At 70.2% G+C, this 20,320-nt stretch carries 19 protein-coding genes; 13 read left to right on the top strand and 6 right to left on the bottom strand.

Going from position 1 to position 20,320, the window contains the following annotated elements:
• The first annotated feature begins 35 nt into the window (after positions 1–35).
• Positions 36–989: an ROK family glucokinase gene (locus tag ABN034_RS02385; protein WP_349689302.1), complete on the top strand. Its 954-nt coding sequence runs from the start codon at positions 36–38 to the stop codon at positions 987–989.
• Positions 989–2,026 (top strand): ROK family glucokinase, encoded by a 1,038-nt coding sequence (locus tag ABN034_RS02380; protein WP_349327887.1) that lies wholly within the window; start codon positions 989–991, stop codon positions 2,024–2,026. The genes ABN034_RS02385 and ABN034_RS02380 overlap by 1 nt, the downstream gene beginning before the upstream one ends.
• Before the next feature lie 30 nt (positions 2,027–2,056).
• Here ABN034_RS02380 and ABN034_RS02375 read toward each other — a convergent pair whose 3' ends face one another.
• On the bottom strand, positions 2,057–2,794 hold the full coding sequence (locus ABN034_RS02375) for a GntR family transcriptional regulator (protein ID WP_349689301.1): 738 nt from the start codon (positions 2,792–2,794) through the stop codon (positions 2,057–2,059).
• A gap of 218 nt (positions 2,795–3,012) precedes the next feature.
• Between ABN034_RS02375 and ABN034_RS02370 the strand changes: the two genes are divergently transcribed.
• The 8 genes from ABN034_RS02370 to ABN034_RS02335 all read left to right on the top strand — a co-directional run bounded on the left by ABN034_RS02370 (position 3,013) and on the right by ABN034_RS02335 (position 12,501).
• Positions 3,013–4,029, top strand: coding sequence for a Gfo/Idh/MocA family protein (locus ABN034_RS02370; RefSeq protein ID WP_349689300.1), 1,017 nt, complete (start codon positions 3,013–3,015; stop codon positions 4,027–4,029).
• A 64-nt stretch (positions 4,030–4,093) separates the two neighbouring features.
• Positions 4,094–5,077: a 5-dehydro-2-deoxygluconokinase gene (gene iolC / locus ABN034_RS02365; protein ID WP_349689299.1), complete on the top strand. Its 984-nt coding sequence runs from the start codon at positions 4,094–4,096 to the stop codon at positions 5,075–5,077.
• Positions 5,070–5,978, top strand: coding sequence for a Cgl0159 family (beta/alpha)8-fold protein (locus ABN034_RS02360; protein WP_349689298.1), 909 nt, complete (start codon positions 5,070–5,072; stop codon positions 5,976–5,978). Before iolC ends, ABN034_RS02360 begins: the two co-directional genes overlap by 8 nt.
• Positions 5,975–6,850 carry a 5-deoxy-glucuronate isomerase gene (gene iolB, locus ABN034_RS02355; RefSeq protein WP_349689297.1) on the top strand — a complete coding sequence of 292 codons (876 nt, stop codon included), beginning with the start codon at positions 5,975–5,977 and terminating at the stop codon, positions 6,848–6,850. The genes ABN034_RS02360 and iolB overlap by 4 nt, the downstream gene beginning before the upstream one ends.
• Before the next feature lie 40 nt (positions 6,851–6,890).
• Positions 6,891–8,768, top strand: a complete 1,878-nt coding sequence (gene iolD, locus ABN034_RS02350) for a 3D-(3,5/4)-trihydroxycyclohexane-1,2-dione acylhydrolase (decyclizing) (RefSeq protein WP_349689296.1) — start codon at positions 6,891–6,893, stop codon at positions 8,766–8,768.
• A 30-nt stretch (positions 8,769–8,798) separates the two neighbouring features.
• Positions 8,799–10,325 carry a CoA-acylating methylmalonate-semialdehyde dehydrogenase gene (locus ABN034_RS02345; RefSeq protein ID WP_349689295.1) on the top strand — a complete coding sequence of 509 codons (1,527 nt, stop codon included), beginning with the start codon at positions 8,799–8,801 and terminating at the stop codon, positions 10,323–10,325.
• Between the two features lie 67 nt (positions 10,326–10,392).
• Positions 10,393–11,322: a TIM barrel protein gene (locus ABN034_RS02340; RefSeq protein ID WP_349689294.1), complete on the top strand. Its 930-nt coding sequence runs from the start codon at positions 10,393–10,395 to the stop codon at positions 11,320–11,322.
• A 186-nt stretch (positions 11,323–11,508) separates the two neighbouring features.
• Positions 11,509–12,501 (top strand): sulfite exporter TauE/SafE family protein, encoded by a 993-nt coding sequence (locus ABN034_RS02335; protein ID WP_349689293.1) that lies wholly within the window; start codon positions 11,509–11,511, stop codon positions 12,499–12,501.
• Positions 12,502–12,524: 23 nt separating this feature from the next.
• On the opposite strand, the gene ABN034_RS02330 is transcribed toward ABN034_RS02335, so the two are convergent.
• The 4 genes from ABN034_RS02330 to ABN034_RS02315 all read right to left on the bottom strand — a co-directional run bounded on the left by ABN034_RS02330 (position 12,525) and on the right by ABN034_RS02315 (position 17,221).
• Positions 12,525–12,947, bottom strand: coding sequence for a VOC family protein (locus ABN034_RS02330; protein WP_349327897.1), 423 nt, complete (start codon positions 12,945–12,947; stop codon positions 12,525–12,527).
• 44 nt (positions 12,948–12,991) lie between these two features.
• Complete coding sequence (locus ABN034_RS02325) at positions 12,992–13,597, bottom strand: dihydrofolate reductase family protein (protein WP_349689292.1); 606 nt, start codon at positions 13,595–13,597, stop codon at positions 12,992–12,994.
• A 113-nt stretch (positions 13,598–13,710) separates the two neighbouring features.
• On the bottom strand, positions 13,711–16,395 hold the full coding sequence (locus tag ABN034_RS02320; RefSeq protein WP_349689291.1) for an AAA family ATPase: 2,685 nt from the start codon (positions 16,393–16,395) through the stop codon (positions 13,711–13,713).
• Positions 16,396–16,522: 127 nt separating this feature from the next.
• Positions 16,523–17,221, bottom strand: coding sequence for a DedA family protein (locus tag ABN034_RS02315; protein ID WP_349689290.1), 699 nt, complete (start codon positions 17,219–17,221; stop codon positions 16,523–16,525).
• Between the two features lie 130 nt (positions 17,222–17,351).
• Between ABN034_RS02315 and ABN034_RS02310 the strand changes: the two genes are divergently transcribed.
• From ABN034_RS02310 to ABN034_RS02300, 3 genes are read left to right on the top strand one after another with little or no spacing between them, the layout of a single operon-like run.
• Positions 17,352–18,653: a sensor histidine kinase gene (locus tag ABN034_RS02310; RefSeq protein ID WP_349689289.1), complete on the top strand. Its 1,302-nt coding sequence runs from the start codon at positions 17,352–17,354 to the stop codon at positions 18,651–18,653.
• Positions 18,650–19,297 (top strand): response regulator, encoded by a 648-nt coding sequence (locus ABN034_RS02305; protein WP_349689288.1) that lies wholly within the window; start codon positions 18,650–18,652, stop codon positions 19,295–19,297. Before ABN034_RS02310 ends, ABN034_RS02305 begins: the two co-directional genes overlap by 4 nt.
• Before the next feature lie 17 nt (positions 19,298–19,314).
• On the top strand, positions 19,315–20,049 hold the full coding sequence (locus ABN034_RS02300) for an endonuclease/exonuclease/phosphatase family protein (RefSeq protein WP_349689287.1): 735 nt from the start codon (positions 19,315–19,317) through the stop codon (positions 20,047–20,049).
• A gap of 89 nt (positions 20,050–20,138) precedes the next feature.
• On the opposite strand, the gene ABN034_RS02295 is transcribed toward ABN034_RS02300, so the two are convergent.
• A complete protein-coding gene (locus tag ABN034_RS02295) occupies positions 20,139–20,312 on the bottom strand; it encodes a hypothetical protein (protein WP_349689286.1) in 174 nt (57 codons plus the stop codon).
• Positions 20,313–20,320: the final 8 nt, after the last annotated feature.

The raw sequence follows: 20,320 nt of genomic DNA, 5'->3' as shown, positions 1-20,320 counted from the left end.
TTCGGGACATTGACGCGTGAGAAGGGCAGGGCGTCGTGGGTGAGTCGCGGCTGACCATCGGTGTCGACGTGGGTGGCACCAAGATCGCTGCCGGCCTGGTCGACGAGGCTGGCGCCATTGTCGCCGAGGCCCGGAAGGAGACCCCGGCAACGTGCCCGCAGGAGATCGTCGCCGCGATCGTGGACGTTGTTGCCGAGCTCCGGGCGGACCACGACGCCGAGGCGATCGGGGTCGGCGCGGCCGGCTTCGTCGACGCGAGCCGCTCGACGGTCCTGTTCGCCCCCAACCTCGCGCTGCGCGACGAGCCGCTCAAGGAGGCGGTCGAGAAGCGCACGTCGCTTCCGGTCGTGGTCGAGAACGATGCCAACGCGGCGGCCTGGGCGGAGTTCCAGTTCGGCGCGGGCCGCGACGTCGACGACATGATCCTGTTGACGATCGGCACCGGGCTCGGCGGCGGGTTGGTCCTGTCCGGTGAGCTCTACCGGGGCGCCTTCGGCGTCGGTGGCGAGGTCGGACACCTTCGGGTCGTCCCGGGCGGGTACCTCTGCGGTTGCGGCAACAAGGGCTGCTGGGAGCAGTACGCAAGCGGCAGCGCTCTGGTGCGGGAGGCACGCGAGTTCGCCCGTTCGAGCCCACCGCAGGCCGCCCGCCTCCTCGAGCTTGCCGACGGTCAGGCGGACCGGATCGAGGGACCGATGGTGAGCACCGCCGCGGCCGAGGGCGATGTGGCGGCCCGTGAGCTTCTCGAGGACCTCGGCCGCTGGCTCGGCGAAGGGATCGCTTCCCTGGCCGCGGTGCTCGACCCGGCCGCCGTCGTGGTGGGCGGTGGCGTCTCCGAGGCCGGTGACCTGCTGCTGGAACCCGCGCGCCAGTCGTTCGGACGCCAGCTCACCGCGCGGGGCCATCGTCCCGTCCTCGAGATCCGGCTGGCGACGCTCGGCAACGAAGCGGGCATCATCGGTGCCGCCGACCTGGCGCGGCGGCGCTGATGGCGTTCATCCACGCGCTCACCATCGGGGTCGACATCGGGGGTACGAAAGTCGCCGCGGGGGTGGTCGATCCTGAGGGGAACGTCCTCGAACGTCTTCGTCGAGACACGCCCTCGACCAGCCCGAGAGCGACCGAGGACACCATCGCGACCGTCGTGGCCGAGCTCCGCGACAGGCACGAGGTGACCGCCGTCGGCATCGGTGCGGCTGGCTGGATCGACGTCACCGGCTCGTCCGTGCTGTTCTCACCCCACCTCGCCTGGCGGCACGAGCCGCTGCGGGACGCCGTCCGCCGACGGATCCGGCTGCCGGTGGTCATCGAGAACGACGCCAACGCCGCCGCGTGGGCGGAATGGCGCTTCGGGGCCGGCCAGGGCGAGAGCCACCTGGTCTGTGTGACGCTCGGCACCGGGATCGGCGGCGCCGTGATCACCGACGGCGTGATGCTGCGCGGGAAGTACGGCGTCGCGGGGGAGTTCGGCCACATGACCGTCGTCCCCGGTGGTCATCGGTGCGAGTGCGGCAACCGCGGCTGCTGGGAGCAGTACGCCAGCGGCAACTCGCTCGTGCGCGAGGCGCGTGAGCTGGCGGCGTCCGGGTCGCCGGTGGCGCAGAACCTGCTGGACCGGGTGGGTGGTGATCCGGGCCGGATCACCGGGCCGTCGATCACCGAGGCGGCCAAGGACGGCGACCCGGTGGCGGTGGAGCTGTTCGAGGAGGTCGGCCGCTGGCTGGGCGTCGGTCTGGCCAACATCGCGGCTGCCTTCGACCCGGGCACGTTCGTCGTCGGCGGGGGAGTGTCGCAGGCAGGCGAGTTGTTCCTCGGTCCGGCGCGGGACACGTTCCGTCGGACGCTGACCGGGCGTGGTTTCCGTCCGGAGGCGCAGATCCTCCGGGCCGCTCTGGGCAACGACGCCGGGATGGTCGGTGCGGCTGACCTGGCCAGGGAGAACATCCGGTTGTTCCGCCGCCGCCGCACCCGCCGACCGGCCCACGAACGCCTCCGCGCTCGCGTCGACCGCCTCTCCGACCTGTAGCGGGTTCCCCGTTCACCGCGCGCGTTTGCGTCAGCGCTCGATGAGGGTGAGTTCGAACGAATAGCGCGAGGCGCGGTAGAGATGCGAGCCGAACTCCACCGCGCGGCCCACGTCGTCGTACGCCGTCCTGGTCATGGTGAGCAGGGCCGCACCCTTGGGCTCGCGGAGGTCCTTCGCCTGGGTGGCGGTGGCGGGACGGGCGCCGATCGTCTGCCGGGCGACGCGGAGCTGGACGCCGGCGGTACGCAGGACTTCGTACAGCCCGCGCTCTTCCAGGGTGGCGGCCGTGATCTTCACAAGGTCCTCGGGCAGGTAGTTGGTCATCAGCGCGAGTGGTTCGCCCCGGGCGCAGCGCAGGCGCCGGATCCGCAGCACGGAAGATCCGGCCGCCAGACCGAGCGCACTCGCGACCTTCTCGGGTGCCGCGACGACGCGCAGGTCCCGCACGGTCGTGGAGGGTTCCTGACCGGCCCGGGCGAGGTCGTCGTGGAGGCTGGACAGCTCGATCGATCGGCGTACCTGCGACTGCACCACCTGCGTGCCCACGCCGCGTTTGCGGACCAGCAGCCCCTTGTCGACGAGGTGGCGGATGGCCTGGCGCATGGTCGGGCGGGAGAGCGAGAGCTGATCGGCGAGGACGATCTCGTTGGGTAGCCGGGCACCGGGGGCGAGCGTGCCGGCGACGATCGACTGCTCGATCTGCTGGGCGACCTGGAAGTAGAGCGGCACCGGGCTGCGCCGGTCGACCGTCACGGCGAGTGGGGTCACGCCCGGCTCCTCCCTCGTCCGGCGTACGGCATGGTCAGCCGGATCAAAGTCCGGACCAGCACCAGTGTGCCGCATGCAGCTGCGGACAGCCTAACGTCAGAATGTCCTTACAAACCGTTGACAGGTCAGTAATGCTGGAGAAAACTCGGCCGGGATGTCCGTCGGCGAGGAGAATTCCTCGCACACGACGACGACAGGCACCCGAGGCGGGAGGCTGGATGCGAATCGGGTTGATCGGCGTGGGCCGGATCGGATCCCTGCATGCCCAGACCCTTCACGATCTCGAGATCGTGGAGTCGGTGTTCCTGGCCGACGCCGACGTGGCCCGCGCGCACGAGACCGCCGACAAGCTGGGCATCGCCGCCGCCGGCAGCGTGGCGGAACTCTTCGCGAGCCGGCCCGACGGCGTGGTGATCGCCGCCGCGACGCAGGCGCATGCTGAGCTCGTCCACCTGGCCGCCGCGGCCGGTGTGCCGGCGTTCTGCGAGAAGCCTCTGGCGTCGGACCTCGCGGGCACCCATGAGACGTTGGCCACGGTGGCGGCCGCGGGAATCCCGCTCCAGATGGGGTTCCAGCGGCGGTTCGACGCGGGCTACGCGGCCGCGCGGGAGGCACTGGCAGCCGGCGAGCTCGGTCGGCTGCATGCGGTCTGGGCGTGCACACTCGACCCCGCGCCGCCGCACGCGTCGTACATCCCTGCCTCCGGAGGGATCTTCGCCGACTGCAGCGTCCACGACATCGACGCAGTGCGTTGGGTGACCGGACACGAGGTCGTCGAGGTGATGGCGACCGGTGCCAACCGGGGCGCGGACTTCTTCGCCGAGGCGGGCGATGTCGACACTGCCAACGCGCTCATGACGCTCGACGACGGCACCCTGGTCGCGCTGGCGGCGTCGCGGTACAACGGCTCGGGCTACGACGTACGCCTGGAGCTGCACGGCTCGCAGCGGACCGTCATCGCCGGCCTGGACGAGCGGTTGCCGGCGGGGTCGGCCGAGCCCGGTGTGACGTGGCCCGGCGGTCCGGCGTACGCGAACTTCGCCGAGCGCTTCTCCGAGGCCTATGTCGCCGAGCTGCGGGCGTTCGTCGACGTCGCCGCCGGCCGGATCGAGTCGCCGTGTCGTGGTGAGGACGCGCTCGCGGCCTTGTGTGTCGCGCACGCGTGCGAGCGTTCCAGGAGGGAAGGTAGGTCGGTACGCGTCGAGGAGATCGCCCAGGAGGTGCCGCCCCAGTGACCGGACGAGGTGAGGTCATGAGTCAGCACGGCACCCTGGTCATGCGGGCGACGAAGGAGGTCCCATGACCGCGGGCGAGAGCTATGACCTGATCACGATGGGTCGGGTCAGCGTGGATCTCTATCCCAACGACATCGGCGTTGCCCTCCAGGACGTCACGACGTTCGGGAAGTTCCTCGGCGGCAGCGCCACTAATGTCGCGGTGGCGGCGGCCCGGCACGGTCGCCGCAGCGCGGTGATCACCCGTACGGGCGCGGATCCCTTCGGCGACTACATCCACCGGGCGCTGCGTGGGTTCGGCGTGGACGACGCGTACGTCTCGGCGGTCGAGGGGCTGCCGACGCCGGTGGTGTTCTGCGAGATCTTCCCACCTGACCACTTTCCGTTGTATTTCTACCGCTATCCGAAGGCGCCCGACCTGGAGATCCACCCGGGCGAGCTCGACCGGGAGGCCATCGCTGCCGCCCGGATCTTCTGGGTGACGGGCACCGGACTGTCCGAGGAGCCCAGCCGGTCGACGACGCTCGCGGCACTGCGTGACCGGAAGCACCGGGCCCACACCGTGCTCGACCTCGACTACCGCCCGATGTTCTGGCACACCGACGAGGCACGTGCGGTGATCGGTGGTGCGGTCGAGCACGCGACGGTGGCGGTCGGCAACCTCGACGAGTGCGAGATCGCGGTCGGTACGCGAGACCCGGACAAGGCGGCGCAAGCCCTCCTTGACAGGGGCGTGGAGCTCGCGATCGTCAAGCAGGGGCCGAAAGGCGTGCTCGCGCGGACGCGGACGGACGAGGTGGTCGTCCCGCCGGTCCCGGTCGAGGTCGTCAACGGTCTGGGCGCCGGTGACGCGTTCGGCGGAGCACTGTGCCACGGTCTGCTCGCCGGGTGGGACCTCGAGCAGGTGATCCGGTTCGCCAACGCCGCAGGTGCCTATGTCGCGGCCCGGTTGGCGTGCGCCGACGCGATGCCGGACGAGGCCGCGGTCTGGCAGCTCCTTGCGGACACTCCGGGGGCGAGCGAGGGGCCGGCTGGCGCCGATGGCTGACACGTCGCGGGTCGAGGTGAGCGAGCTGGTCTCCCGCCGGATGGTTGAGCCCGGCGCGGTGGCCGCCGCCTACACCGCACGTGCCCGCCGGCCGCTGGTCGGGCGTTCGGGCCGGCTCATGGTCATCGCGGCCGACCATCCGGCGCGCGGGGCGTTGCGGGCGGGCGACCGGTCGATGGCGATGGCGGACCGGCCGGATCTCCTTGCCCGGTTGCTGGTCGCACTCGCCCGGCCCGGGGTCGACGGCGTGCTGGCAGCCCCTGACGTCGTGGAGGACCTGCTGCTGCTCGGTGCGCTGGAGAACAAGGTCGTCATCGGTTCGATGAACCGGGCCGGCCTGCCGGGGACGGCGTTCGAGATCGACGACCGGTTCACGGCGTACGACCCGGAGGGGATCGCCCGAGCACGCCTCGATGCCGGCAAGATGCTGCTCCGGATCGACTCGGCCGACGGCGCGTCGGCGGCGGCGCTGCACCGGTGCGCACAGGCCGTCAGTGCCCTTGCCGGACGCGGCCTGATGGCACTCGTCGAACCATTCATGGCGCGACGGGTCGACGGCCGGCTGGTCAATGACCTGACGGCGGACGCGGTCGTCCAGTCGGCGGTGATCGCCGCGGGCCTGGGGACGACGAGCGCCTACACCTGGCTCAAGCTGCCCGTCGTGGCCGAGCAGGGTGGCATGGAACGCGTCGCCGCCGCGACCACCCTGCCGATCGTGCTGCTCGGTGGCGAGGTCCAGGGAGATCCGGACGAGTCGTACGCCCGCTGGGAGAAGGCCCTGGCACTTCCGACCGTCCGCGGGCTCGTCGTGGGCCGGTCGTTGCTCTATCCGCCCGACGGTGACGTCGCGGCCGCGGTCGACACCGCGGTGAGCTTGTTGCCCGGCAAGGAGGACGCGTGAACCACCACCTACCCGCAGGATCACTCGCGGAAGCTCCATGGACGTTGGCGTTGACGCCGGAACGTGCGGGCTGGACCTACAGCGGTCTGCGGGTGCTGGAGCTGTCTCCCGGGGGGACGCAGTCGCTTACGACCGGCGAAGAGGAGATGGTCGTCCTCCCGCTGGCCGGCGAGGGTGTGGTGGTGCGGTGCGACGGCGAGACGTTCGAGCTGGACGGGCGTCCGGATGTCTTCGCAGGCGTGAGTGACTTCGCCTACCTGCCTCGCGATGCCGAGGTCCTGATCGAAGCGGCGCGGGGTGCCACGGTGGCGTTGCCGTCGGCGCGATGCAAGACACGGTTGACAGCGCGCCACGGTGCGGCGAAGGACGTTCCAGTGGAGCTGCGCGGCGCCGGGCAGTGCAGCCGCGAGGTGCACAACTTCTGCGCCGCCGGTGTCTTCGAGGCCGACCAGCTCATCGCGGTCGAGGTCCTGACGCCTGGCGGCAACTGGTCGTCCTACCCTCCGCACAAGCACGACGAGGACCGGCCGGGGCAGGAGTGTCCGCTGGAGGAGATCTACTACTTCGAGGTCGCGAACGGCCCGGACGGCCAACCGGGCAAGGGATTCCAGCAGGTCTACGGTACGCATGACCGGCCGATCGACGTACTCGCCGAGGTACGCAGCGGTGACGTCGTGACAATCCCGCACGGCTGGCACGGACCGTCGATGGCGATGCCCGGCTACGACATGTACTACCTCAACGTCATGGCCGGGCCGGGCGAGGAACGCGACTGGCTGATCTGTGACGACCCGGAGTACGCCTGGATCCGTACGACCTGGAACGACCAGCCGGTCGATCCCAGGTTGCCTTTGACCACAGATCGCCGATGACCACAGATCGCCGATGACCACAGCGAGAGGGTGAGCGTCCATGGGCACAGTCAGGCTCACGGTCGGGCAGGCGCTGGCGAGGTTCCTCGCCCAGCAGTGGACCGAACGCGACGGTGTCGAGCAACGCCTCATCGCCGGCTGCTTCGGCATCTTCGGCCACGGCAACGTCGCGGGCTTCGGCCAGGCACTGGTCGAGTCAGCTCAGCGGGATCCGGCGGAGCTTCCATACTTCCAGTCTCGCAACGAGCAGGCGATGGTCCACACGTCCGTCGGCTACGCGCGGATGAAGGACCGGCTGCAGACGTTCGCGTGTACGACGTCGATCGGGCCGGGCGCGACGAACCTGGTCACCGGTGCGGCACTGGCGACCATCAACCGGATCCCCGTCCTGCTGTTGCCGGGCGACATCTTCGCGACCCGGGTGGCCAACCCGGTGCTGCAGGAGCTGGAAGACCCGCGATCCTACGACGTGTCCGTCAACGACTGCCTGCGCCCGGTCTCGAAGTACTGGGACCGGATCAACCGTGCCGAGCAACTGGTCCCGGCGGCGCTGGCGGCGATGCGGGTGCTCACCGACCCAGCTGAAACGGGTGCGGTGACGCTGGCGTTGCCGCAGGACGTGCAGGCGGAGGCGTACGACTGGCCGGAGGAGTTCCTCGCCAAACGGATCTGGCATGTGGCGCGTCCGGTACCGGAGCCGGCGGCGCTCGACCGTGCGGTGGCGCTGATCCGCTCGGCGCGGCGACCGCTGATCGTCGCCGGGGGCGGGGTGATCTACTCGGGCGCCACGCAGGCGCTGACGGCCTTCGCCGAGGCGACGGGCATCCCCGTGGGGGAAACCCAGGCGGGCAAGGGCTCCCTGTCCTGGGACCACCCGTGCAGTGTCGGGGCGATCGGCGCGACGGGCACGACAGCCGCCAACGCCGTCGCTGCCGAGGCCGACGTGGTGATCGGGATCGGTACCCGCTACAGCGACTTCACCACCGCGTCGAGGAGCCTCTTCGCCAACGAGGACGTGCGATTCGTCAATGTCAACGTGGCGGCGTTCGACGCGGCCAAACACGCGGCGACTGGCCTGGTCGCCGACGCACGTACCGCCCTCGAGGCGCTGTCGGAACGTCTGGCCGGATGGCAGGTCGACGCGACGTATCGCCAACGTACGCGGGAGCTCTCGGACGCCTGGCAAGGAGTGGTTGACACTGCTTACGGCGCCGAACACGCCCCGTTGCCCGCGCAGACCGAGGTGATCGGTGCGGTCAACGAGGCGGCGGGGGAGCGGGGCGTCGTCATCAACGCGGCGGGCAGCATGCCCGGCGAGCTGCACAGGCTGTTCCGGACGCGGGACTCGAAGCAGTACCACGTGGAGTACGGATTCTCCTGCATGGGTTACGAGATCGCCGCCGGGCTCGGGGTCAAGATGGCCGACCCGACCCGCGACGTCATCGTCCTCGTCGGCGACGGCTCCTACCTCATGCTCGCCCAGGAGATCGTCACGGCCGTCTCAGAAGGCGTCAAGCTCATCATCGTCCTCGTGCAGAACCAGGGCTTCGCGTCGATCGGTTCTCTGTCGGAGAGCGTCGGTGCGCAACGGTTCGGCACGAGCTACCGCTACCGCAACCCGGAGACGGGCGCGCTCGACGGCGACGTGCTGCCGGTCGACCTCGCCGCCAACGCGGCGAGCCTGGGTGCGGATGTGCTCCGCGCCGGCACGATCGAGGAGCTGCGGACGGCGTTGACGAAGGCGCGTGCGGCCAGTCGTACGACCCTCGTCCACGTCGAGACCGACCCGCTCGCCGGCGCGCCGTCCTCCGACGCGTGGTGGGACGTGCCGGTGGCCGAGGTGTCGGCGCTGGAGTCCACCCGCAAGGCGCGTGAGGACTACGACACCAACAAGCCGAGCCAGCGCCACTACTTGTAAGCGGAGTACCTGTGAAGCAAGGGGTATGAGATGTCGACCACCAACGACGCAAGGGTCGTCGAGCCGAGAACCGTTGAGCACTGGATCGGTGGCGCGTCGACGCCGGGTGGGTCCTCGCGCCGTGGACCGGTGTGGAACCCCGCCACCGGCGCGCGGCAGGCCGACGTCGTGCTGGGCTCTGCCGCCGACGTCGACCTCGCGGTCGCCACGGCGACCAAGGCGTTCACGGCGTGGCAGGACGTCCCGCTCACGCGACGGGCGAAGATCCTCTTCGCGTTCCGCGAACTCGTCAACGCCCACGTCGACGACCTGGCCCGCATCGTCACCGCCGAGCACGGCAAGGTCGTCTCCGACGCCAAGGGCGAGGTCCAGCGCGGCCTCGAGGTGGTGGAGTTCGCCTGTGGGATTCCGCACCTGCTCAAGGGCGAGTTCTCCGACCAGGTCTCGACCGGTGTGGATGCGTACTCCTTCCGCCAGCCACTCGGCGTGGTGGCCGGGATCACGCCGTTCAACTTCCCGGTCATGGTGCCGATGTGGATGCACCCGATCGCGATCGCGTGCGGCAACACCTTCGTCCTCAAGCCTTCCGAGCGTGACCCGTCCGCGTCCACGTTGGTGGCCGAGCTGTGGCAACGTGCCGGCCTGCCCGACGGCGTCTTCAACGTCGTCCACGGCGACAAGGAAGCCGTCGACGCGGTCCTGGACCATCCGGGGATCGCGGCCGTGTCGTTCGTCGGGTCGACCCCGATCGCGAGGTACGTCCATGAGCGGGCCTCTCGCGCGAGCAAACGTGTCCAAGCCCTCGGTGGCGCGAAGAACCACGCGGTCGTGCTGCCGGACGCCGACCTCGACTTCGCCGCCGACCACATCACCGCCGCGGCGTACGGCTCGGCGGGCCAACGCTGCATGGCGATCTCGGCCGTCGTTGCCGTGGGCGAAGCCGGTGACGTGCTGGTCGACAAGCTGCGCGAACGCGCGGCCGCGATCCAGGTCGGGCCAGGCGCCGACGACGCCGCCGAGATGGGTCCGGTGGTGACCAGGCAGGCGCAGGAGCGGGTCGCCGCGTACGTCGAGAACGGCACAGAGGAAGGCGCGACGGTCGTCCTCGACGGCCGCGGCCTGCGTGTCGCCGGCCACGAGGACGGGTTCTTCGTCGGACCGTGCCTGCTCGATCGGGTGAGCCCGGCGATGAAGGTCTACCAGGACGAGGTGTTCGGGCCCCTGCTCGTCGTCCTGCGCGCCGACACGCTCGACGACGCGATCGGGCTCGTCAACGCCAACCCTTACGGCAACGGCACCGCTGTCTTCACCGGCAGCGGTGAGGCGGCGCGCACCTTCCAACGCAGCGTGACCGTCGGAATGATTGGCATCAACGTGCCGATCCCTGTCCCCATGGCGTTCTACAGCTTCGGCGGCTGGAAGGACTCGCTGTTCGGAGACCGGCATGTCCACGGGTCCGAAGGTGTGGGCTTCTACACCAGGGCAAAGGCCGTCACCGCCCGGTGGCCCCACATCGAACAGGTCGTGGACGCCACGCTGCACTTCCCGTCAACGTAGGCGAGGAGGGGCCCAGCAAGGGATTCGGCTCGCTTCGCCGGCACACGCAACAAGGAGTTGACAGGTAATGGACCATGGTCCGCTGACGGGTCGAGTCGCCGGTGCGCCGATCTCGTGGGGTGTCTGTGAGGCACCCGGCTGGGGTGTGGAGCTTCCGCCGTCGGAGGTGCTGGCGCAGATGGCCGCCCTCGGTCTGGCGGCGACCGAGTTGGGCCCCACCGGCTACCTCGGGCCCGATGCGGCGTCGGTGCGCAGGACGCTCGCGACCCACGGGCTCGGGTTGGTCGGCGGCTTCGTTCCGGTGACCCTCCACCTCGCCGCCGAGGTGGATCTCGCTCCGACCGTCGCGGCGATGCGTACGCTCGCCGAGGCAGGCGCCGAGGTGGCCGTCCTCGCCGCTGACGGCGGCCCGACCGGCTATGACCGCAAGGTGAGCCTTGACGACGCTGAGTGGGCACACCTGTTACACAACCTTGACCGAGTCCGAGCGGAGGCGGCGGCTCTCGGACTGCGTGCCTGCCTGCATCCCCACGTGGGTACGGCGATCGAGTCCCGCGATGCGGTCATCCGGCTACTCCGTGACAGCGACGTGGGCATCTGCCTCGACACCGGCCACCTGGCCATCGGGGGAATGGACCCGACGGAGTTGGTCGCAAGCGCGGCGGAGCGGATCACGCACGTCCACCTGAAGGACGTCCGGCTGGGCACCGCCAAGGCGGTCGCCGAGGGATCGGTGAGTTTCCTCGATGGCGTACGCACCGGACTGTTCGCGCCCCTCGGGCAAGGTGATCTTGACATCGGCGGAGTGGTGGCCGGACTGGAGCGGGCCGGCTTCACCGGGTGGTACGTGCTGGAGCAGGACGCCGCGTTGTCCGGGCCTCTCGGGGAGCGAGAGGAGGGTCCGGAAGCGGACGTACGCCGGAGCATGGAGTTCCTGTGGGGGACCGTGGTACCCGCGCTCGATGGAGCCGACCATGGTGGGCCCGACGGGGCGTGAGGGTTCGGTCGGACCGTGGCCGGCCAGGCGTTCGTCGGTGGGGGCGAAGGTTGAATACCGACCGGGCCGATATGAGAGGGTGTCTTCCGGGTCTACGGGCAGTAGGCCCCGGGTGGTGTCGCGGGGGAACGTCCACCTGGCGGGGGCAGGCTGGTTCCGACGTCGACCGCGAGGAGTGCCTGGACCATGGATTTTGGTCTGACCGCCGCCGGACTCGTGATCGGGTTCGTCGTCGGCCTGACAGGTATGGGTGGCGGGGCGCTGATGACTCCCGTGCTCGTCATCTTTTTCGGGGTCCAGCCCCTGGCTGCCGTGTCCAGCGACCTGGTCGCCTCGGCGCTGATGAAACCGTTCGGTGGCTTCGTCCACCTGCGGCGTGGAACTGTCTCGTTGAAGCTCGTGGCGTGGCTGTGCGCCGGGTCCATCCCCGCGGCGTTCTCCGGTGTCCTCATCCTGCGGGCGCTGGGTTCGTCGGCCGACATCGAAGGCGTCGTCAAGAAGGCGCTGGGAGTGGCGTTGTTGCTGGCCGCCGCCGGGCTGATCTCGAAGGCCTATCTCACCCTCGTCTCGCGCTCCCGGAAGGAGCGGGCGCGGTCCGGCGAGGCATCTGGCACGGTTTCGGGTGCCGCTCCTGGCACGGCGTCCGGCGCGGCCGACATCGTGATCCGGCCGGTGCCGACGCTGCTCGTCGGCATCATCGGCGGCCTGGTCGTCGGGATGACGTCGGTCGGATCCGGATCGCTCATGATCATCGCTCTGCTGCTCCTCTATCCAGCCATGAAGCTGGGTCAGTTGGTCGGCACTGACCTTGTCCAGGCCGTGCCCCTCGTCGCCGCGGCAGCGGTCGGCCACCTGTTGTTCGGCGACTTCCGGCTCGAGGTGGCGGGATCCTTGCTCCTGGGCGCTATCCCGGGAGTGGTCGTCGGCGCTCACGCGTCGTCCCGCGCACCGTCAGGGATCATCCGCCGGGCGCTCGCTCTGGTGTTGTTCGCCTCCGGCATGAAGATGCTCGGTGTCCCCGACGTTCCGTTGGGGATCACGCTTGGCGTCGTCGTGGTCGTCGGACCGATGCTCTGGATGTGGGCGCGGGTTCGCCACGGTCAGCCGGCGCTTGCACGGAACGGTCGGCGTACGAAGCGTTCCGCTGCGAAGCAGGAGGCGAGTATCGCTCGGGACTAGAAGCCTGCTGGCCGGAGCGGTGGTCACTCGCTCTTGAAGTCGTCGGCGGTGAGTCCGTCGGCGTGTCCTTCCGGCCATTGGACGAGCTCGATCAGGTAGCCGTCGGGGTCGCGCACCATGGTGACCAGCGGATCATCGGGACCGGCGGTGGGCCGCGCTGGATCGGTCTGGATGCCGTGGGCGGCCAGGGTGGCGATGGTGGCGTGCAGGTCGGCCGTGTGGATGGCGAGGTGGTTGAGGCCACCGGTCTCGGTGACCGGCCGGGCGGGATCGTGCGCGAGCTCGACGGTGACGAACGGGTCGTCCGGCAGCTGGAGCATGGTCAGGCTGCCGAACGGGGTGTCGGGAACGGTTCCGACGACGTTGTAACCGAGTGCCTGGTAGAACGCGCGAGAGCGATCCAGGTCGGTGACGCGGAGTCCGACGAGCAAGGTACGCACGGTCATCTCCCTGATGGTGTGGCGTCCTGCGGGTTCGTTGGGTCCATGATTCAGTGTTCGACGTCGTAGAGCAGGTGCGTGACACGGTTGCCCTGGGCCACGCGGGACGGGTTGCCGAGCGTCACGTTGTCGCCGGGTTCCATGGCGCCGAAGAACGGCCTGCCGCCACCGAAGACGACGGGCACGACGTTCATCACGATCTGGTCGATCAGGCCGAGCCGCAGTGCCTGCCCGCCGATCTGACCAGCGGCGACGTCGACGATCCGGTCGCCGCAGAACTCGCGTGCCTGCTTGATCGCGGATTCGACTCCGTCGGTGACGAACGTGAACGGTGCGGTGTCCGCATACTCCCAATCCGTCGGCGCCTCATGTGTAACGACGAAGACGTGTTCACCCGCTGCCGGTACGCCATTCCAGCCGTTCGTCTGATCGAACGTGTTCCGCCCGAGGATGACCGCGCCGATGTTGGGGTAGACGGACTGCATGAAGTCCTTGGACGCCTGGGTGCTGCGCAGCGCGTGCTCGTCGGATTCGGACCATTTCCATTCGACATCGCCACCCGACATCCAGTCGAACAAGGACCCGATCTGGCCATCGCCGTAAGCGATGTAGCCGTCGGCCGACACCGCCGCGCAACCCATGATCGTCTTGCTCATGATCTTTCCTTTCGTCCCAGTCAAGTCGTCGTTGTCAGGGACGCTACGAGCGCCACGGGAGGGCCGGCATCTGTCACATGACTGGTGCTGAGCTGCGTCGACGACGTGGGCGGTCACAGGTCGAGGTGGGCGAGTTCGCCGCGTCGTCTGACACCCAACTTGGGGTACGCCTTGTACAGGTGGTAGCCGACGGTGCGTGGGCTCAGGAACAACTCCGCCGCGATCTCGCGGTTGCTCATGCCGCGCGCGGCCCGACGGGCGACCTGCAGCTCCTGCGGCGTCAGCTGGCCTGCGTCGGTCGCGGGCGAGTGGTCCGGCACGTCATCGCCCAGGGCGACGAGTTCGGCCCGCACGAGCCGATCCCACCCGTGCGCGCCGATCTCTTCGAACTCGTGGTGTGCACCGACGAGTTGCTCCCTCGCAGCTTTCGGACGCCTGCGCCGCCGCAGCCATCCGCCATACGCAAATCGCGTACGCGCCCGGTCATACGGTCCGCACTCATCGATGTCCAGCGACTCCCGGAACGCACTGTCCGTGTCGGCGGCGTCGGCGAGGAGCGCCTGGCATCGGAGCATCAGCCCTCTCGCGACCGGGTGGTCGGTGTGCGTCGCCCACTCGGTGAGCTGGGGCAGGTACGTCCGCGCCCGCCCGCTGTCGCCAGCCCGAACGGCCGCCTCGACGTGGTCGGGGATCGCGCGCACCATGACGTCTCGGCCGGGCAGCCCGCCGCAGACGCCGTCCAGCCTGTCGAGAGCGGAATGTGCGTTCCCTGCAGTGAGATCGACCATGGCGAGCGCCCACTCCGCCTGCGCGGCGGCGATCCCATGGTGACGGTTGTCGCTCAGCACCCGCGCGGCGTGGCGCTCAGCCGTGGCGGCGTCGCCCCGAACCGCCGCGAGCCATGCCGACATCGACGTGAGCACGACGACCTGTAGCTGCTGCCCGAACTCGTCGGCGAGCGTCACCGCCTCGACAAGGCTCGCGTCCGCTTCGCGCAGGCGCCCGGTGGCCAGCTGGGTCGTCCCCAGCAACTCCAGCGTGTACGGCAGCCATCCCATCGCGCCCTGACGCCGCAGCTCCTCCACGTGCCGGCCGAGCATCGCCGCCGCGCGGCCGTCAGCTCCGATGAGCAGAGCCATGAAACCGGCCGTCAACCGCTCCAGCGTGGGCGTGTCCTCGCGCTGGCCGGCCGACTCGACCATGGCACGCATCGGGTCCACGGCGCCCGCCACGTCGCCACGCAGCAGCCGGCTCATGCCGACCAGGCCGTCGACGAGCACCGGGGAACCGCCACGGACCTGGGCCAGCTGTTCTGCACAAAGGCCCACCAGCTCGGCATCGGCCGCGTCGCGTGCGCACCACATCGCCTCCGTCAGCACCGCGACCGCCTGGTCGGGTTCTGTCGTCAGGACTGGCGTCGCGGCATCGACGGCAAGGCGCGCGGCGTCGGCGGGGGAGGTGCGCTCGTAGGCGACCTGGGCGCGGATCCACGCCGCCTCCGCCACCTCGCGCGGCTCGTCCGTGAGAGCGACCCCGTCCTCCGCCAACTCGACGGCACGGTCGCCCTGGCCCGCGTCATACGCAGCGCGAGCGGCGGCCACCAAGCGCCGACCCCGTTCGGCAGGGGCGCTCGACAGCTGCGCGGCCCGCTCCAACGCCCGCACCGCCGTCGACGGCCCACCCCGGCCCGCGGCACGGTCCGCCACCCGCTCCAGCTCCGCCGCCACACTCTCGTCCGCCCCGCTCGCGGCCAACGCGCGATGCCACGCCCGTCGATCCGCGTCCCGCGGGTCCGACAGCACGGCCGCCAACGCCCCGTGCGCAGCAAGGCGCGCGGCGAAGGACCCTTCCTGATACGCCGCCGCCCTGATCAGCGGATGCCTGAACGCGACCCCTCCCGCCGCCACCTGCACCAGGCGACGACGTTCAGCGGGTTCGAAGTCCGCCGCCTCGAGGCCGAGCTGGCCAGCAGCCGTCATCAGCGTCGCCAGGTCTGATCCGTGATCGGCCGCGGCCAGCAGCAACGCCGACCGCGTGCGTGGGCCGAGGTCACGCACCTGCCGGCCGAAGTGCGTCTGCAACCGGCCCGTTGCCGGAAGCGGAGCAACGGGAGCCGGCCAGCCCGCAGCGTCGACATTCGTGGTCAGTTCGATGATCGCCAGAGGGTTGCCGCCGGACTCGTCCAGGATCCGCTTCACCATCTCGCTCCGCACGGGCCGGACCGTCGACGCCAGGCGCGCGGCGTCGGCCTGCTCGAGCCGGTCGAGGGTCAGGCTCTCGATGCCGGGCGCGTGGAACGGGCGCTCGCCGTCGCGGATGGCGAAGATCGTCGCGATCGGGTCCGCCTGGAGCCGTCGGACCGCGAACAGCAACGCGTCCCGAGACGGCTGATCGAACCACTGCACGTCGTCCAGCAGGCACAGCAACGGCCCATCACCGGCGAGCTCCGACAACAACGACAGCGTCGCCGCCCCGGGCAACCCCCGGTCAACGGGCTCGCCGCTGGTGCCGAATGCCACGCGGAGGCAGTCGGCCTGGGTCTGCGGAATCGCGTCGATCCCGTCCATATCGCCGGCGAACAGCACCTGCAGGGCGGCGAAGGCGACCTCGGTCTCCGACTCGATCCCCACCACCCGCAGCACCCGCATACCACTGGCCACGTCGGCTGCGTGATCGAGCAGCGCCGTCTTGCCGATCCCGGCTTCGCCGCGCACCACCAACGAACGGCTCCGGCCGTCCTTCGCGTCAGCCACCAGCCGATCGATCCGCGACAGCTCCGCGTCCCTCCCGACAATCACGCCAGGAACGCTAACGCACGGTGAGCCACCGGGTCGCCCTCCCGCGCGGGGTCTCCGCGGGGCAGCCGTCGTCATCGACCACTGGCTTCAACGAGTCACGAAACAGTCCCGAGCCGCCCTGGTCGGATCACTGGGCTGCACCGTCTGCCGTCGGCACGCCGCCCTCCGGCACGCCGCCCTGCCGAACGGCGACAAGGGTCTTCCGCTGCCGCGCGAGTGTCACCCGCCGAGCTCGGTGGGACACGAGGTGACGCACCGCTTCCACGACGACCGTGACGCTGATCGCCAGCCCGAGTCCGAGCAGCACTCCCTTGATCGGCTCCCTCTCGAACGCCAGGCCGCCCAGGTAGCCGACGCACGCCGAGTACGTGGCCCACGACACGGCGGCCACCGCGTCGAAACGGGAGAACGTACGCAGCGGGAATCCCACCGTGCCCATCGTGAGGGTTGTGGCCGTCCGACCGCCTGGTACGTACCGCGCGACGACGAGGACCAGCCCGCCGCGCCGGTCGAGCGCCGCCGCTGCCCAACCGAAAGCCCGCCGTCGCCGGCTGCCCGGCCGTGTACGGGCGAGCAGCGGGCCGCCCGCCACCCGCCCGAGCAGGTACGACGTGTGGTCGCCGGCAAAGGCGCCAAGCGCCGCGATCACGATGAGGAACCAGAGGTTCGGCGCACCCGCAGCGGCGAACGCGCCCGCCGCGATGACGACGCTCTCACTCGGAAACGCCGGGAGGAACCCGTCGAGAGTCGCGAGCACGAAGACGGCCAGGTAGATCCACGGCGAGTTCATGGCGTCGTGGACGACGTCCAGGATGGGTGCGCTCATGGACGTCACCCTCGCCCGGAGTGGCCCGGTTGGCGTCGGGCAAGAGTGCCCGGAAGGCCCCCTCCTTTCGAGGGGGGCGCTCCGACGAAGGATGTACGCCATACCGCCCGCCCTCGCCTACTCTCAGCGGGTGGACCACGGTCGGATCGCGCCAGTCGTCGGCGAACGCGCCATGGGCTGGGCGAGCCGCACCTTCGACCGGTCGGCCCCCTGGCTGGTGGGTGCGCTGGTCGCCTTCATGTCGGCTGGGTCGGTTCGGGACTGGACCGAACCGATGATCCTGGTTGTGGCGGTTTCGTCCGGTGTGGCTGCCTGGATGGGCCGCCGCCGGCGCTGGCCGCTGTTCGTCACCGGGGCGGCCAGCATGCTCCTGCTGGCGCTCTGGCCGGCTCCGTTCGTCGCGTCGTACTACGCCGGAACCAGCCTGCGCCGCCGCAAAGAACTCATCGCCTACGCCGCGATCGGCGGCACGACCCTCATCGTGTCGTTCGTCCTCCCGCTCGACCTCGGGCTCGACCTCGGTGGCGCCGAACGCGCCGAGGGGGTGACGAACCAGGCGGCGATCCTGCTGTTCATGGGCCTGGGTCTGGTCGCCGGTCTGTGGGTCCGGGCCAGGCGGGAGGTGCTCGCCGGACTGCAGGACCGGGCCGAACGACTCGAGCGGGAGCAGGCGGCGCGTTCGGACCAGGTAAGGGCCGAGGAGCGCTCGCGCATCGCGCGGGACATGCACGACGTCGTGGCGCACCGCGTCTCGCTGATGGTCCTGCACGCGGGCGCACTCGAGGTCAACGCACCGGACCAGCGCACGGCGGAGGCGGCTGCTCTGATCCGTACGACGGGTCGCGACGCCCTCGCCAACCTGCGGGATGTTCTCGGAGTCCTCCGATCGAACCCGCCGTCGGTCGAGTGGGTGTCCGGCGCGCAGGGCTCGCACGCGCCCATGACCGGTCAGAGCACTCCCGACGCGGGTGCGTTCGACGCGTACGCACTCACACCGCAACCGACGCTCGACGATCTCGACACGCTGCTCGATGAGTCGCGGGCCGCCGGTGTCCCGGTGAGTCGGCGCGACGAGGGCGCACCAGGTCCGGTGCCGATCATGGTGCAGGGCACGGCCTACCGCGTCGTGCAGGAAGCCCTGACCAATGTCCACAAACACGCCGGCGGCGCCGCGACCGAGGTCGTCCTCACCTATGCGGCCGGTGGCCTGCGGCTGGTCGTACGCAACGACGCGCCACCGCCCGGCGCGGACAAGGCGCTGCCGGGCGGCGGGTACGGGCTGACCGGCCTGCGGGAGCGCGTGCAGCTACTCGGCGGCGGTCTGGTCGCCGGACCGCGGCCCGACGGCGGGTTCGCTGTGACCGCGGAATTTCCCGCGCTCCCGCAGGGGGAGCATGCGCCAGAGGACGACGGCGTGGGGGAGAGGACATGATCCGCGTCCTGGTCGTCGACGACGAGGTACTCGTGCGGTCCGGGCTGCGGATGATCCTCGAGTCCACCGGTGACATCGTGGTGGTCGCGGAGGCGCGCGAGGGTACCGAGGCGGTGGCGGCGACCGCACGGCACCGGCCGGACGTCGTACTCATGGACGTACGCATGCCCGGCATGGACGGCCTCAGCGCGGCGGCGGAGATCGCGAGGTCGCCGGATCCGGCCAGGATCATCATGCTCACCACGTTCGACCTCGACGAGTACGTCCACGCCGCGCTGAAGGCCGGCGCGGTCGGGTTCCTGCTCAAGGACACGCCCCCGCGCGACCTCGCCGCCGCCGTCCGTACCGTCGTCGCCGGCAACGCCATGCTCGCGCCCACGGTCACCCGGCGACTCATCAGTTCCTTTGCCGACAAGGGCCCTTCGCAGGCCGAGACGGCGCGAAAGCGGCTCGCTGTCCTGACCGAACGGGAGCAGGAGGTGGCGCGGGCCGTCGCCCGAGGGTTGTCCAACGCGGAGATCGGCCGGGAGCTCGCGATGAGTGAGGCGACGGTGAAGACCCACGTCAGCCGATGCCTGGCCAAGCTCGACCTCACCAACCGGGTGCAGGCGGCCATCCTGGTCCACGACGCGGGCCTGCTCTAACGGTTAACGTTTCGTCCGTGCCGCAGATCAAGGTTCTCAGTTACAACGTGCGAGGCCTGCGCGACGACCGGGCAGCGCTGCACACGATCGTCCGCCAGGTCCGGCCCGATGTCGCCCTCATCCAGGAGGCGCCGAGCCGGCTGCGGTGGCGGCCGAGGTGCGCGGGACTCGCCAGGGAGTGCGGCCTGCTCTACGCAGCGGGCGGTCGTACGGCCGGCGGTAACCTCCTGCTGGTCAGCTCGCGGATCGACGTCCACGCGGTCGAGGAGCTGCGGATCCCGCAGCGCGCCCGCGAACCCATCCGCGGCGTCGTGGCGGCAACCCTCGGCCTCGAGAAGGTCCGGTTCGCCGCGGTCGGCATCCATCTCGGACTGTCCAGCCTCGGCCGGCGGCGCGACGTCCGCGACGTCCTCGGGGTGCTGCGGGTCCGCCGCGACCTTCCGATCGTGCTGGGCGGCGACCTGAACGAGCCCGTGGGTGGACCGAGTTGGCGGGAGTTCGCGGCGGCCGGCATGCACGATCCGGCGACATCGGTCGAACCCGGAGATGGTGGCCCTTCGGCGGGGGACCTCGACCCGCACGCTCCGACGTTTCCGGCGGCGGGACCACGCACGCGCATCGACGCGATCTTCGTGGGTCCGGGTGCGGACGTCGCCGACTACGGCGTGCCCACGAAGGCCGATCTGCGGTATCAGCTCGTCCGCGCGACCGACCACCTGCCGGTCGTCGCGGTCGTCGACCTACCTGGCTGAGTCGGGCGCGGCTCGAAACCCCTGCGATATAGACGATATCTGCGTGCCGAATATTGTCCGCGCTCGCTTGACGGTCTCGCGCTCGACGATCAATAGTCGTTGCTGCAGACACCGGAGTTGCTGCCGTTGCAGCCGGTGCTGTTCGCGATGCAGGGGGAGTACTCCACCAACTGGTCGGTGCTGACGGCCGCGTTGGTGATCTCCGTCCTGCCGATCGTCATCGTGTACGTACGCATGCAACGCCGGTTCGTGGTAGGGCTCACGATGGGTC

It is taken from the genome of Actinopolymorpha sp. B11F2 (assembly GCF_040195635.1).
Classification (GTDB): domain Bacteria; phylum Actinomycetota; class Actinomycetes; order Propionibacteriales; family Actinopolymorphaceae; genus Thermasporomyces.
Note: the sequence above shows the minus strand (reverse complement) of the source record. Positions and strands in the feature narration are given on the sequence as shown.

What these genes read in the sequence shown, in the direction of transcription:
- ABN034_RS02380 (WP_349327887.1), top strand. Translation starts at nt 989, where the DNA reads ATGGCGTTCATCCACGCGCTCACCATCGGGGTCGACATCGGGGGTACG.
- ABN034_RS02370 (WP_349689300.1), top strand. Translation starts at nt 3,013, where the DNA reads ATGCGAATCGGGTTGATCGGCGTGGGCCGGATCGGATCCCTGCATGCC.
- iolC (WP_349689299.1), top strand. Translation starts at nt 4,094, where the DNA reads ATGACCGCGGGCGAGAGCTATGACCTGATCACGATGGGTCGGGTCAGC.
- ABN034_RS02360 (WP_349689298.1), top strand. Translation starts at nt 5,070, where the DNA reads ATGGCTGACACGTCGCGGGTCGAGGTGAGCGAGCTGGTCTCCCGCCGG.
- iolD (WP_349689296.1), top strand. Translation starts at nt 6,891, where the DNA reads ATGGGCACAGTCAGGCTCACGGTCGGGCAGGCGCTGGCGAGGTTCCTC.
- ABN034_RS02345 (WP_349689295.1), top strand. Translation starts at nt 8,799, where the DNA reads ATGTCGACCACCAACGACGCAAGGGTCGTCGAGCCGAGAACCGTTGAG.
- ABN034_RS02340 (WP_349689294.1), top strand. Translation starts at nt 10,393, where the DNA reads ATGGACCATGGTCCGCTGACGGGTCGAGTCGCCGGTGCGCCGATCTCG.
- ABN034_RS02335 (WP_349689293.1), top strand. Translation starts at nt 11,509, where the DNA reads ATGGATTTTGGTCTGACCGCCGCCGGACTCGTGATCGGGTTCGTCGTC.
- ABN034_RS02330 (WP_349327897.1), bottom strand. Translation starts at nt 12,947, where the DNA reads ATGACCGTGCGTACCTTGCTCGTCGGACTCCGCGTCACCGACCTGGAT.
- ABN034_RS02325 (WP_349689292.1), bottom strand. Translation starts at nt 13,597, where the DNA reads ATGAGCAAGACGATCATGGGTTGCGCGGCGGTGTCGGCCGACGGCTAC.
- ABN034_RS02315 (WP_349689290.1), bottom strand. Translation starts at nt 17,221, where the DNA reads ATGAGCGCACCCATCCTGGACGTCGTCCACGACGCCATGAACTCGCCG.
- ABN034_RS02305 (WP_349689288.1), top strand. Translation starts at nt 18,650, where the DNA reads ATGATCCGCGTCCTGGTCGTCGACGACGAGGTACTCGTGCGGTCCGGG.